Below are 12,488 nucleotides of genomic sequence, written 5' to 3'. Positions count from 1 at the left end.
AGGAATAAATATTCCAAGGCATCTCCGAGGGGAACTCCAATGAACGCCATCCCGACGCTGTCCCAGCGCCGACGTCTTGCCCCGCTGTCCCGGGCGCTGATTCTTGCTGTGGCTTTGTGCGCCGGGCCTGCGTTCGCGCTGTCGCTTACCCCGCAAAAGCCCGTACCGCTTGCCCCGGCCTACGCCGGCATCATCGGGCTGGAAGAGTCTTTCCTCGCACCGCAGCACTGGATCGCGCAGCAACCCAATGCCAATGCGGTGATCCTGGACCGCGCTGGCATCGACGCGCAGAACACGCGCATGCGCCAGCTCGACGGCTCCATCCACGACCTGCAGGCATTGCCGGCCAACCTGACACGCACCTTCGTGCAGGAACAGATCAACAGCATCTCCCGCGCCCCCACCCGCACCCTGTACGACGTACAGGGCAAACAGGTGAGCGCTGCGCAATTGCAGGCCGTCAGCGACAACCTGGCGCTGGCCAGCATTCCCGCCACCCGCCCCGTGCAGTACGGGCTGGTGGTACACCGCGCCGCGCTGCGCGCCTTCCCCACCGAGCTGCGCGTGTTCAGCAGCCAGGGCGATACCGACATCGACCGCTTCCAGGAATCGGCGCTGTTTCCCGGTGACGCGGTCGCGGTGCTGCACGAAAGCGCTGACGGCAAGTGGGTGTTCGTCGCCAGCGAGCGCTATGCGGCATGGATGGAAAAGCGTTTTGTCGGCGTCGGCACTGCCGAGCAGGTCTTCGGTTACGGCAAGGCAACAACGCACCGGGTGATCACCGGCGCCACCGCGCGCACCGTGCACACGCCGGAAGAACCGCGCGTGTCGGACCTGCAACTGGAAATGGGGGTGCGCGTGCCGGTACTCACCGACTGGCCAGCCATGACACCGGTCAACGGTCAGCAGGCGCACGCCAGCCACGTCATCCAGCTACCGGTGCGCAATGACGACGGCAGCCTGGCGCTGGTGCCAGCGTTGCTGCCGCGTTCGCAGGACACCGCCGCCGACTACCTGCCACTGACCCAGGCCAACCTCATCACCCAGGCATTCAAGTTCCTGGGCGAGCGTTATGGCTGGGGCCACGCTTACGACACCCGCGACTGCAGTGGCTTCGTCTCCGAGATTTACCGCAGCTTCGGCGTGCTACTGCCACGCAATACCAGCGCGCAGGCAGTGAGCCCGGCGTTGGACCGCATCGCCTTCAGCGACAAGGACAACACCGCCAAGCGCGATGCTGCCATCGGCAACCTGCAGGTCGGCGATCTGATCTACATCCCGGGCCACGTGATGATGGCCATTGGCCAATCCAACGGCATGACCTGGGTGATCCACGACACCTCCGGTGGCAGCTGGTTCGATGCCAGTGGCAAGCGCGTCCATGCCAGCCTCAACGGCGTCTCGGTAACTCCGCTGCAGCCGATGATGGCCAGTGACACCGCCAGCTACATCGACCGCATGACCAACATCCAGCGCATCCGCCCACAAGCGACCAAATGAAGATCACCGACATCGAACTGGGCATGCTGCGCGTGCCCCTGAAAACCCCGTTCAAGACCGCACTGCGCACCGTCGAAACGATGGAGGACGTGGTGGTGATGGTGCGCACCGACACCGGCCACACCGGCTACGGCGAAGCACCGCCGACCGCGGTGATCACCGGCGACACCCACGGCTCGATCATCGAAGCCATCAACACCTTCATCAAGCCGCGTTTGATAGGCGAAGACATCGCCAACCTCAACCGCATCTGCGGGCTCATCCAGTCCTCGCTGGAGCGCAACACCAGCGCCAAGGCCGCGGTGGAAATCGCCGTCTACGATCTGTGGGCGCAGCTGCATGGTGCACCGCTGTACCAGATGCTTGGCGGCGGCGACCCGGTCATCACCACCGACATCACCATCAGCGTGGACTACATCGACAAGATGGTGTCCGACTCGCTATCGGCGGTGGAACGCGGCTTTGAATCACTGAAGATCAAGGTGGGCAAGGACATCGGCCTGGACATCGAACGGGTCAAGGCGATCCACGCTGCCGTCGAAGGCCGTGCCTTGTTACGCCTGGACGCCAACCAGGGCTGGACTGCCAAACAGGCGGTGTATGCCATGCGCGAGCTGGAAAACGCCGGCGTGATCCTGGAACTGCTGGAGCAGCCAGTGAAGGCGGCCGACATCGCCGGCATGAAGTACGTGACCGAGCGGGTCAACACGCCCGTGATGGCCGACGAAAGTGTGTTCAGTCCTGAGCAGGTGTTCGACCTGATCCAGCAGGGCGCGGCGGACATCATCAACATCAAATTGATGAAGACCGGCGGCATTTCCAACGCGATCAAGATTGCCGATATCGCCTCGTTGTATGGCGTGCCATGCATGATCGGCTGCATGCTCGAGTCGAGCATCAGCGTGGCCGCAGCGGTGCACCTGGCAGTCGCCAAGGCGGGCGTGATCAGCAAGGTGGACCTTGATGGTCCGTCGTTGAGCCAGTTCAACCCCGTGGAGGGTGGCGTGATCTTCAACGAATCGGAGATCAGCATTACCGACGCACCGGGGCTGGGCATTGTGGAGGTACGCGGGCTGGAGATGATCAAGCCGTGACCGCAGTGGCGACGGCAATCTGCACAGACGCAGTTGCTGCCGCTGCCCCAGCGCGCGCCAGAAAATCTGATACAGCACCTGTCAACGCAGGTGCTGTTTTTGTTGTGGGTGCCGCCGTCGTCACCCGCTACGAATCCGCAGCTTCACCCGCTCCCGTGCGCAACGCACAGGGGAGAGGCCGAGGGATACAGCCACAGCACCCGCGCCACAACCGTCCACAATCCCTTAGAGTCGCCATCGGACAACCGACAGCCCGCCCATGCCACCCCTGCTGAAAATCCGCTCAGAACGCGAACAGATGTCGGCCATCGAACGGCGTATCGCCGACTTCATCCTCGACAACGCCCACCTGTTGCGCGACTACTCCTCGCAGCAACTGGCCAATGCCCTGGGCATCAGCCAGTCCAGCGTGGTCAAGTTCAGCCAGAAACTCGGCTTCAAGGGCTACCCGGATCTCAAGTATTCAGTCGGCGCTGCCGTCGCATTGGCCGGTAATGGCGACACCACCGATTGGCCGCCGGAAGACCAGCCCGGTGGCTATTTGCAGGCAGCAGAAACGCTGCGCCGTGCCAAGGCTGCGGCCGAAGAAGAAACCATGGTCGCCAACCCGCAGGCCGATGTGGAAGCGGTGATCGCACTGCTCGACAACGCGCCCAAGGTTTTCATCTATGGCCTCGGCGATGACGGCCTGTATGCACGTGAATTCGCCATGCGCCTGTCGCTGCTCGGCATTCTCACTGTGCAACACGCCGACCCCATCCTGATGACCGCCAATCTGTCAGCCGCGCGCCCGGGTGATGTGATGTTGGTGTTTTCCGAATTCGGCAAGCTGCCACAGCTGTGGCAGCTGTCGCGTCAGTTCCAGGAAGTCGGTGGAAAAGTGGTGTCGATCACCCGCCACACCGCCAATCCGTTGCGTGCGCATGCCGATGCATCACTTGCCATCTGCGCGCACGATCTGCAGCCTCCGATCGCGCAACTGTTGTACCGTTGCTCGCTGCAATACCTGCTGGATTTCGTATTCGTGCTGTTGTGCCAGTCCAATCCAGACAGGCAACGGCAACTGGCATTGAACCAGGAACGCATCCAGCAACTGATCGACAACTGACCGCCGGAGCCGTCGCCATGTCTTCACTGTTCCACTCCACTGCTCGGCAGTTGCTGTCACCGCTGGTGTGCCTGCTCACGCTGGCGGCCTCGGTTGCCTCCGCCGCGCCACTGGCCACGCCCGTACACGGCGCACAGCAGCTGGTGGTAGTCACCACGCCTTCGTGGGACGCGCCTTCCGGCCGACTGCAAGCCTTTGAGCGTACTGAGGGCGGCTGGCAGGCTCACGCTGCCGGCTTTGATGTATCGCTGGGCCGCGCCGGTAGCGCATGGGGCATTGGCCTGCATCCGCAACAGAACGATGGCCCGCAAAAACACGAAGGCGACGGTCGCAGCCCGGCTGGCATCTTCAACATCGGCCCTGCATTCGGCTATGCCGAGCACATCCGCAGCGCACTGCCGTACCAGCCAATGCGGGCCAGCAGCTATTGCATGGATGTACCCGCATCGCCGCTGTACAACCGCATCGTTGATGCCGCGCAGGTGGGTACCGATGCGGTGAAGGGCTCGACCGAAGCCATGCGCCTGGACCTGCACAACAATGGCGACCTGCGGTATCGCGAAGGCTTCGTCATCGAGCACAACCCGGCCAATGTCCCCGGCCAGGGCAGCTGCATCTTCGCCCACCTGCGCCGCGAGGCCGGCGAGGCCACTGCCGGTTGCACCGCGATGGAGCCACCGCAGATGAGCGACCTGCTCGCCTGGCTTTCGCCCGCTGCCAAGCCGTTGTTCGTCCTGCTTCCCGAACAGGAGTACGAACGCCTGCGCCTCAGCTGGGGTCTGCCAGCACTGAAGGAGGCCATGCATTGAGCAATTCCACACACCGCTTCACCCTGTCGGCACCCGTGAAAGTGCTGATCGCACTGGTACTGGCCGCCATCGTCGGCCTTTCCCTGACCGCCTACGACCAAGTGCTCGCCCTGAAAGTCGCCGACGTCGTGCGGCCCATCGGCCGGCTCTGGCTCAACGCGCTGCAGATGACGGTGGTGCCATTGGTCACCGCGCTGGTGATTGTGGGCGTCAATACCGCCAGCAACGCTGCCGCGTCGGGGCGCACTGCACGCAACGCGATCATCGTGTTCCTGATATTGCTGGTGGGCTCGGCTGCCTTCTCCGCCGTGATCACTCCGGCCCTGCTGGATCTGCTGCCGCGTGATGCGGACACCATCCAGACCTTCCGCGACGCCCTGCGGTCGCCCACCGCCGCCGCTACACCACTGAGTGCTGCGCAGTGGATCAGCTCGTTGATTCCCAGCAATGCCATCTCTGCGGCCGCGTCCTCGGCGATGCTGCCGCTGGTGGTGTTTGCCATGTTCTTCGGCTTTGCGCTGAGCCGACAGGAGCCGGAACGCCGCGACCGCATCCTGGACATCATCCGCATCATTGCCGACACCATGATCACCATCGTGCGCTGGGTGCTGTGGGCCGCGCCGGTGGGTGTGTTTGCACTGGTGCTGGTGGTCTGTGCCGAAGTGGGCATGAGCGTGCTCGGCGTGCTCGGCTACTACATCGTGCTGATGTGCGTGATCTACATCCTGATCACGTTGCTGCTGTACGGCGTGGCCCGCGTTGCCGCCGGTGAACCGCTGCGCCGCTTCGCCGCCGCGCTGGTACCGGTGCAGGTGATTGCCGGCAGCACGCAGTCGTCACTGGCATCACTGCCGGCGATGATCGACAGCGCACGCAATCGACTGGGCTACCCGGCGGCGTTGACCTCACTGGTGCTGCCGATGGCGGTGTCGCTGTTCCGCATCACCAGCCCGGCGCAGTACATCGCTGTGGCCAGCTTCATCGCCTGGTTGTATGGCATTGAGGTGCACACCTCGCAGTACGCGGTCGCGGTATTGCTGGCAGCGGTCATCAGCATGGGCTCCACCGGCCTGCCCGGCCAGGCCAACTTCATGACCAACAACCTGCCGATCACCCAGAGCCTGGGCTTGCCGGTCGAGCCGCTGGGCGTGCTGCTGGCGGTGGACACCATCCCGGATGTGTTCTGCACCATCGGCAACGCCACGGGCGGCGTCACCGCCACCGGCATCGTCGCCAAGCACTCGCGCATAACCGCAGAGCCGGACAGTCCCGCCGAAGGCTGAGCCGTGCGAGACGCTGAAAACAAAAGGGCGGGAGCTGTGCTCCCGCCCTTCTTGTTGTTGCCGTTACCGCATGAAGCTTATTCCTGCGACGGCAACGCTGGCAGCGGGGCTTCCCCATAGGCCGCATCGGCCGCCATCAGGTCACGCGTATTCTTCTGCACGGCTACTGCACCAAACAACGCCAGCGCATACGCCATGCCGTAGAAGCCCTTTTCGCTGAGCATCAGCGTCGCATTCCACAAGCCGACCACCAGCAACAGCAACGCCGACAGCAGCGCGAACCACGCCAGTGAATAGTACAAACCACTCACTGCCACGCCTTCCACCCGGTCACGCACGCTCTTCTGCAGCGACACCGCCGCAAACAAGCCAAACAGCAGCAACGCCAGGTAGTAGCCCTTCTCATTGAGCTGCATGCCGGCATTGAACAGGCCGATGAGGTAAGAGGCGGCACCCAGCAGCAACCCGCACCACGATGCGGCAATGAAGGCGGCTGACGGTCGATTGGCGTGCTTGTTCATCATGATTCCTTTCCTTGGAGGTAAAAGCGCTACCTGTCGGCACGCGGCTGACCATGTTGAGTGATTGCAGCAATTACTCCCACCCCAAACCGCCAGCAAAGCTGACCAGCATGCTGTAAAAAACCCACTTGGACATCGCTTCCCGCACCCGGAGATCCCTATGCCCCGTCCCCTTCTGCTCAGCATGGCGCTGGCACTGACCCCCGCCCTGTTCACCTCCGCCTGTTCCGCCGACCCGGCAGACCCCGCCGCCGAAGCGGCGGTGAAGGCCGCGCAATGGCCGTTCACCGCGACGGAAACCGCCCGCTTCAACGAGCCCTGGGCGATGACGTTCCTGCCCGATGGCAGCGCGCTCATCACCGAGAAAGCCGGCAAGCTGGTCCACTTCGACCCGGCCAGCGGCAAACGTGGCCAGATCAGCGGCGTACCGGCCGTGGCCTACGGCGGCCAGGGCGGCCTGGGTGATGTGGTCGTGCATCCGCAGTTCGCCAGCAACGGTTGGGTCTATTACAGCTATGCCGAGGAAGGCGAAGGCGATACCCGCGGCGCGGCCGTGGCACGCGCCAAACTGGTGCTTGATGCCGCCGGTGGCGGACAGCTCAGTGACGCGCAGGTGATCTGGCGGCAGACGCCCAAGGTCAGTGGTCGCGGCCACTATGGACATCGCATGGCATTCGGCCCGGACGGCAAGCTGTGGATCAGCTCCAGCGAGCGGCAGAAGTTCGATCCGGCCCAGGACATGAAGAGCAACCTGGGCAAGATCATCCGCATCAACGACGACGGCAGCATTCCGGCCGACAACCCCTTCGTCGCGCAGGGCTCCCCCGCCGACCAGGTGTGGTCGCTGGGCCACCGCAGCGTGCTGGGTTTGGCCTTCGATACCCACGGCAAACTGTGGGAACACGAAATGGGCCCGAAGGGCGGCGATGAGCTGAACCTGATCCAGCGCGGCGGCAACTACGGTTATCCCATCGTCTCCAACGGCGATCACTACGACGGCCGCCCGATTCCCGACCATGACACGCGCCCGGAATTCATCGCTCCGGTGGTGACGTGGCGCCAGGTGATCTCACCGGCGGGTTTCATCATCTACAGCGGCACACTGTTCCCGCAGTGGCAGGGCAGCGGTTTCATCGGTGGCCTGTCGTCCAAGTCGCTGGTGCGCGTGGCATTCGACGGCGATAAAGCGCGTGAGGCCGAACGCTTCGACATGGGTAACCGTATCCGCGAAGTGGAACAAGGCCCGGACGGCGCCCTGTGGCTGTTGGAAGATGGCAGCGAGGGTCGCCTGCTGAAACTGACGCCCAAAGCCAGCTGACCGTCAAAGCCCGCTTCTAGGAGCGGGCTTGGTCGCCAAGCACGTACTGCCTCAGGCGTACATGCTTGGCGACTGAAGTCGTTCCTACACAACGGCGCGCCGCAACCGCAGGCTCAGCCCCACCGCCTGCACCAGGCCGTAGCTGAGCAACGCGGCCACCAGGCCCATCGTCAACGGGCTGACGCTGCCGCCGCCCTGCATCATTCCCTGACTGAAAGCCCCGTTGTACCAGCGCCACGCCAGGCGGCCGACCAGCACTATCGACAGCACGCCACCGATCCAGGGGTTGGGCGTGTAACCGGGTCTGCCATCACGCGGGCTGATGCGGGTGTACTTCAAACCAAACACGCCCAGGGCAATGCCCGTTACCGCGCCGATCATCATCCCCGGGGCCGCATGCCGCATATACGTCGCGCCCCATGCCAGCAGCAGGCCCAGCACCGACAGCAACACGATGCGGACACTATTCCGCACTGGACGCCAGGGTTGCCACCCAAAATGGCGACGGATGCGCCGGTAGTACAGCCAGCCAAAACCGGCGGTCATCAACCACGGAAGGTACACAGGCATCGGTGCTGGCATCGCGGCTTTCCCCAAGATGGCGCGAGCATCACACGTCCGTGCGCCGCTGCAATGTGTCAACTGTCACCCGTTTGCATCCATGCCTGTGAGATCAGCGCCGAGCTACCCCGTACGGCGCATTGGCAGTCCGGGTGAGCGCAATGCGCCCAGGAACCGCCCCAGATTGTCAGGGCGCCAGCAGCTCGAAGGTCACCGGCTCCCCGCTTGCCGACGAGGCGCATACCCACACGTCGAACAAACCCGGCTCGGCGCGGAACACGCCATCAACACCGGTGAAGGCAAGCTGCTCACGCTGCAGGTGGAACTGCACCTGCATCGATTCACCCGGTGCCAGCGCGATCTTGCGGAAATCCTTCAGCTCGCGCACCGGGCGCACGCGGCTGGCGACACGGTCATGCACATACAGCTGCACCACCTCTTCGCCAGCCACATTGCCGCTGTTGGTGACGGTGGTACTGATGACCAGTTCACCGTCCCAATCCAGCTGCGGCGTGCTCAAACGCGGTGCGTCATAAGCGAACGTGGTGTAAGCCAAACCATGCCCGAATGCATACAGCGGCGCATTCGGAATTTCGCGCCAACGCGATTTGAACTCGGTGACGCCCGGCAATTCCGGCCGGCCACTGCGCGGGTGGTTGTAGAAGAACGGTTGTTGCCCCGACGCCAATGGGAAGCTCACTGGCAACCGTGCCGACGGGCTGTAATCGCCGAACAACACATCGGCCACCGCCGGGCCGGTCTGTGTGCCCAGGTACCACGTCACTGCGATGGCCTGCGCATCACGCACCGCGCCCTGCAATGCCAACGCACGGCCATTGCGCAGCAGCACCACCACCGGCGTACCGGTGGCGGCAACGGCCTCGGCCAGCGCCTGCTGTGCCGGTGGCAACGTGAGTTCAACCCGCGACTGCGCCTCGCCGGTGTAACGCTGCGGTTCGCCCAGTGCCAGCACCGCCACATCCGCGCGCCGTGCGGCATCCACCGCGGCTTCAATACCGCCATCCAATGGGGCTTCCAGTTCACACCCGGGCACGACCTCCAATACAGAGTCGTCGTCCAGTGCGGCACGCACACCGCTTTCCAGGGTGACGTAACGCGCCTTGTCACCGAACAGGGTCCAGCAACCTTCGATGTTGTCGCGGTCCTGCACGAAGGGCCCGATCAGCGCGATCTTCTGCCCCTGCTTCTTCAATGGCAGCACAGCATCGTCGTTCTTCAGCAGTACGATCGAACGCCGCGCGGCGTCACGCGACAAGGCATCGTGCGCGGCGATATACGATTGATCGGCCTCGCGCACCGGGTCCAGCGAACGGTAGGGATCATCGAACAAACCGATGGCCTCCTTCAGCTGCAGGATGCGGCGCACCGAGGCATCCAGCACGGCCATCGGGACATCGCCCGCTTCCACCAAACCGGCCAGGTGCCGGTCGTAGAAGCCGCTCTGCATGCTCAGATCCAGACCCGCCATGAAAGCCTTGCGCGTGGCGTCTACTTCGTCGGCAGCGTAACCATGTGCAATCAGTTCCATGTCGGCGGTGTAGTCGGAAACCACCACGCCATCGAACTTCCATTCATCGCGCAGCAACTCGGTGAGCAGCGCACGGTTGGCGCTGGCCGGCACACCATTGATGTCGTTGAAGGCGCTCATCACGCTCAACGCGCCGGCCTCCAACGCGGCCTTGAACGGCGGCAGGTGCGTGTCACGCAATGTCTGCGGCGAAATATCCACCTGCGCATACTCCATGCCGGCAGCCACCGCGCCATACGCGGCGAAATGCTTGGGTGTGGACAACAGCGCGTCTTCGGCCCTCAGGTCATCGCCCTGGAATCCGCGCACGCGGGCCACGGCAAAGGCGGTGCCCAGCACCACGTCTTCGCCAGCACCTTCGGCACCCCGGCCCCAACGCTGGTCACGGGCGATATCCACGTTGGGTGCGTAAGTCCAATGGATACCGGCAGCGGTCGCTTCAACGGCAGTGGCGCGTGCGGTACGGCGGGCCAGTTCCGGCTCAAAGCTGGCGGCTTCGCCCAGCGGGATCGGGAACACCGTGCGCATGCCGTGGATGACATCGGCGGCCAGAATCACCGGAATGCCCAGGCGGCTCTCTTCCACCGCCACCTGCTGGATACGGCGCCCAGCTTCTGCACCGACGCCGTTGAACAGCGAGCCCACTCGCCCGGCACGCACTTGCTCCAACACCTGCTCGGCGTTGTGCACATTGGCTTCCGGGTTCACGTCGGGCGCGAACGGGCGAACCATGTCGGCGAACACTCCCAACTGGCCGACCTTCTCGTCGACGGTCATTCGGGCGATCAGCGATTCGATATGGTCTGAAGCCACCGGAAATCCTTCATTGAAAACGTTTGCAAGGCGCGGATTCTAGCGCCACCGCCGTGAAGCAGGCGCGCCGGGAGTGCCGAACCATGCTGAGCAAAGGGCTCGCCGGGAATACCCCCGCGCAGCGCGGCTCGGTTCCCAAACACCCGCTTCAGCGGCCCCGCCCCGGCAACGCTCGGCGGCCCGTTACTACTCCCGCAGCTCGCGGGCGCGCATCAGCATGGCGTCGCTGGATTCCTGGAACACGTTCAAACCGAACTCCGGCAGGATCGCCAGCAGGTGGTCAAACACATCCGACTGGGTGGCCTCGTACTTCGCCCATGCCGTGGAGGCGGTGAAGCAGTAGATTTCCAGCGGCAGCCCCTGCGGGGTGGGCGCCATCTGTCGCACCAACAGGGTCATGTCCTGGTGGATTTCAGCGTTGTGCCGCAGGTAAAGCTCCACATAGGCACGGAAGGTACCCAGGTTGGTCAGCCGGCGCGCATTGACCGGCTCCGGATGCGCCTGCGCCACCTGCGCGTTCCACTGCTGCAGCTCCTGCTGCTTGCCGGCCAGGTAGTCATCGAGCAGGGCGAACTGGCTCAATCGCTGCAGCCCCTGCGCATCCACAAAACGCACGCTGTGCTGGTCCAGGTAGATCGACCGCTTGATTCGCCGACCGCCCGACTCCTGCATGCCGCGCCAGTTCTTGAACGACTCGGTCACCAGCTTCTTGGTCGGAATGGTGGTGACGGTCTTATCCCAGTTCTGCACCGTGACGGTGTGCAACGCGATATCGATCACGTCGCCATCGGCGTTCTGGCTGGGCATTTCGATCCAGTCGCCAATGCGCACGCGGCCATCGCCGCTGATCTGCACACTGGCCACCAACGACAGGATGGTGTCCTGGAAAATCAGCATGAACACCGCCGTGGCCGCGCCCAGGCCGGTGATCAGGTGTAGCAGCTCAACGCCAACCAGCACCGCCACGATCGACAAACCGGCCACCACGAACACCACGATCCTGACCACCTGCAGGTAGCCCTTGATCGGCTTGTTGCGTGCGTCGGCGCGGCGTTCGTAGAAGTTGTTGAAGGCGTCCAGTGCATGCGAAATCGCCAGGGCGATGGTCAGCACGGTCCATGCATGGCACAACGCTTTCAGCACCGTGACCAGCCCCGGCGGCAGCTCCGGCACAATGCTCAGGCCAGCGGCGAGCACCACCGACGGCACGATGTTGGCCAGCCGTGCGATCACCCGCAGCGACTGCTTGGTATCCCGTTCCGGGCCGGAGAAACGCTCGATCACCCGGTGCAGGCCCGCGAGCAGAATGCGCTTGGTGATGAAATTGGCCAGCCACGCCACCAGTACCAGCGCGGCCAGCGCCACGGCCGGGTACGCCATCGGATACGGCGCCAAGGTGGCTTCCAGCTCAGCCAGCCAACGGATTCCCATTACTGCCATCAGTTTTCGTTCCTTTTGTCTCTGTTTTCATTCGCGGCCCGTGCAACTGCCGGCCGCGAACTACCGCGCACGCACTTGTCGACAGGCGGCATGCGCTGCCGCCAATCAGGATCACGACGAGGGATTACTCAGCAGCGCGCGAGCGCTCGATGATCACACCTACCGCACGCGCACCACGCACTGCGCCGGGTTTGCTCAGCTTCAAACGCAGCCATTGCACGTTGAACTCATCCAGCACGATCTGCGCACAGCGCTCAGCCAGCGTCTCTACCAGGCCGAAGTCGGAGCCGCGCACGAATTCCATCAGGCGCTTGCTCACTGCCTTGTAATTGAGGGTGTGGGCAATGTCGTCGGTCGCCGCAGGCTTGCGATTGTCGAAGCCCATTTCCAGATCGAACACCAGCGTCTGGCGAATACGCCGTTCCCAGTCGTAGATGCCGATCAGGGCGTCGATCTCGAGCCCTTCGATGAATACTTTGTCCATTTGAAGCA

At 63.7% G+C, this 12,488-nt stretch carries 11 protein-coding genes; 6 read left to right on the top strand and 5 right to left on the bottom strand.

Going from position 1 to position 12,488, the window contains the following annotated elements; genetic code table 11:
- The first annotated feature begins 39 nt into the window (after positions 1–39).
- The 5 genes from PAN08_RS16915 to PAN08_RS16895 all read left to right on the top strand — a co-directional run bounded on the left by PAN08_RS16915 (position 40) and on the right by PAN08_RS16895 (position 5,794).
- Positions 40–1,500 (top strand): SH3 domain-containing protein, encoded by a 1,461-nt coding sequence (locus PAN08_RS16915; protein WP_269792693.1) that lies wholly within the window; start codon positions 40–42, stop codon positions 1,498–1,500.
- The gene (locus PAN08_RS16910) at positions 1,497–2,594 is read left to right on the top strand and encodes a dipeptide epimerase (RefSeq protein ID WP_269792692.1); all 1,098 of its coding nucleotides are present in this window, start codon (positions 1,497–1,499) and stop codon (positions 2,592–2,594) included. The genes PAN08_RS16915 and PAN08_RS16910 overlap by 4 nt, the downstream gene beginning before the upstream one ends.
- 259 nt (positions 2,595–2,853) lie before the next feature.
- Complete coding sequence (locus tag PAN08_RS16905) at positions 2,854–3,702, top strand: MurR/RpiR family transcriptional regulator (RefSeq protein WP_269792691.1); 849 nt, start codon at positions 2,854–2,856, stop codon at positions 3,700–3,702.
- Between the two features lie 17 nt (positions 3,703–3,719).
- On the top strand, positions 3,720–4,511 hold the full coding sequence (locus PAN08_RS16900) for a hypothetical protein (protein ID WP_269792690.1): 792 nt from the start codon (positions 3,720–3,722) through the stop codon (positions 4,509–4,511).
- A complete protein-coding gene (locus tag PAN08_RS16895) occupies positions 4,508–5,794 on the top strand; it encodes a cation:dicarboxylase symporter family transporter (RefSeq protein ID WP_269792689.1) in 1,287 nt (428 codons plus the stop codon). The genes PAN08_RS16900 and PAN08_RS16895 overlap by 4 nt, the downstream gene beginning before the upstream one ends.
- A 77-nt stretch (positions 5,795–5,871) precedes the next feature.
- On the opposite strand, the gene yiaA is transcribed toward PAN08_RS16895, so the two are convergent.
- The gene (yiaA, locus tag PAN08_RS16890) at positions 5,872–6,315 is read right to left on the bottom strand and encodes an inner membrane protein YiaA (protein ID WP_269792830.1); all 444 of its coding nucleotides are present in this window, start codon (positions 6,313–6,315) and stop codon (positions 5,872–5,874) included.
- A gap of 160 nt (positions 6,316–6,475) precedes the next feature.
- Between yiaA and PAN08_RS16885 the strand changes: the two genes are divergently transcribed.
- Positions 6,476–7,633, top strand: a complete 1,158-nt coding sequence (locus PAN08_RS16885; protein ID WP_269792688.1) for a PQQ-dependent sugar dehydrogenase — start codon at positions 6,476–6,478, stop codon at positions 7,631–7,633.
- An 84-nt stretch (positions 7,634–7,717) separates the two neighbouring features.
- Here PAN08_RS16885 and PAN08_RS16880 read toward each other — a convergent pair whose 3' ends face one another.
- The 4 genes from PAN08_RS16880 to folB form a co-directional block, all read right to left on the bottom strand.
- Positions 7,718–8,203, bottom strand: coding sequence for a hypothetical protein (locus tag PAN08_RS16880; protein ID WP_269792687.1), 486 nt, complete (start codon positions 8,201–8,203; stop codon positions 7,718–7,720).
- Positions 8,204–8,381: 178 nt separating this feature from the next.
- On the bottom strand, positions 8,382–10,556 hold the full coding sequence (gene bglX, locus PAN08_RS16875) for a beta-glucosidase BglX (protein ID WP_269792686.1): 2,175 nt from the start codon (positions 10,554–10,556) through the stop codon (positions 8,382–8,384).
- A 186-nt stretch (positions 10,557–10,742) separates the two neighbouring features.
- A complete protein-coding gene (locus PAN08_RS16870) occupies positions 10,743–11,996 on the bottom strand; it encodes a mechanosensitive ion channel domain-containing protein (RefSeq protein ID WP_269792685.1) in 1,254 nt (417 codons plus the stop codon).
- 124 nt (positions 11,997–12,120) lie between these two features.
- On the bottom strand, positions 12,121–12,480 hold the full coding sequence (gene folB, locus PAN08_RS16865) for a dihydroneopterin aldolase (RefSeq protein ID WP_057633341.1): 360 nt from the start codon (positions 12,478–12,480) through the stop codon (positions 12,121–12,123).
- Positions 12,481–12,488 lie beyond the last annotated feature (8 nt).

The sequence above is a fragment of the Stenotrophomonas sp. Iso1 genome (genome assembly GCF_027497995.1).
Taxonomy (GTDB): Bacteria; Pseudomonadota; Gammaproteobacteria; order Xanthomonadales; family Xanthomonadaceae; genus Stenotrophomonas.
Note: the sequence above shows the minus strand (reverse complement) of the source record. Positions and strands in the feature narration are given on the sequence as shown.

What these genes read in the sequence shown, in the direction of transcription:
- PAN08_RS16900 (WP_269792690.1), top strand. Translation starts at nt 3,720, where the DNA reads ATGTCTTCACTGTTCCACTCCACTGCTCGGCAGTTGCTGTCACCGCTG.
- PAN08_RS16870 (WP_269792685.1), bottom strand. Translation starts at nt 11,996, where the DNA reads ATGGCAGTAATGGGAATCCGTTGGCTGGCTGAGCTGGAAGCCACCTTG.
- PAN08_RS16885 (WP_269792688.1), top strand. Translation starts at nt 6,476, where the DNA reads ATGCCCCGTCCCCTTCTGCTCAGCATGGCGCTGGCACTGACCCCCGCC.
- PAN08_RS16880 (WP_269792687.1), bottom strand. Translation starts at nt 8,203, where the DNA reads ATGCCTGTGTACCTTCCGTGGTTGATGACCGCCGGTTTTGGCTGGCTG.
- folB (WP_057633341.1), bottom strand. Translation starts at nt 12,480, where the DNA reads ATGGACAAAGTATTCATCGAAGGGCTCGAGATCGACGCCCTGATCGGC.
- yiaA (WP_269792830.1), bottom strand. Translation starts at nt 6,315, where the DNA reads ATGAACAAGCACGCCAATCGACCGTCAGCCGCCTTCATTGCCGCATCG.
- PAN08_RS16915 (WP_269792693.1), top strand. Translation starts at nt 40, where the DNA reads ATGAACGCCATCCCGACGCTGTCCCAGCGCCGACGTCTTGCCCCGCTG.
- PAN08_RS16905 (WP_269792691.1), top strand. Translation starts at nt 2,854, where the DNA reads ATGCCACCCCTGCTGAAAATCCGCTCAGAACGCGAACAGATGTCGGCC.
- PAN08_RS16910 (WP_269792692.1), top strand. Translation starts at nt 1,497, where the DNA reads ATGAAGATCACCGACATCGAACTGGGCATGCTGCGCGTGCCCCTGAAA.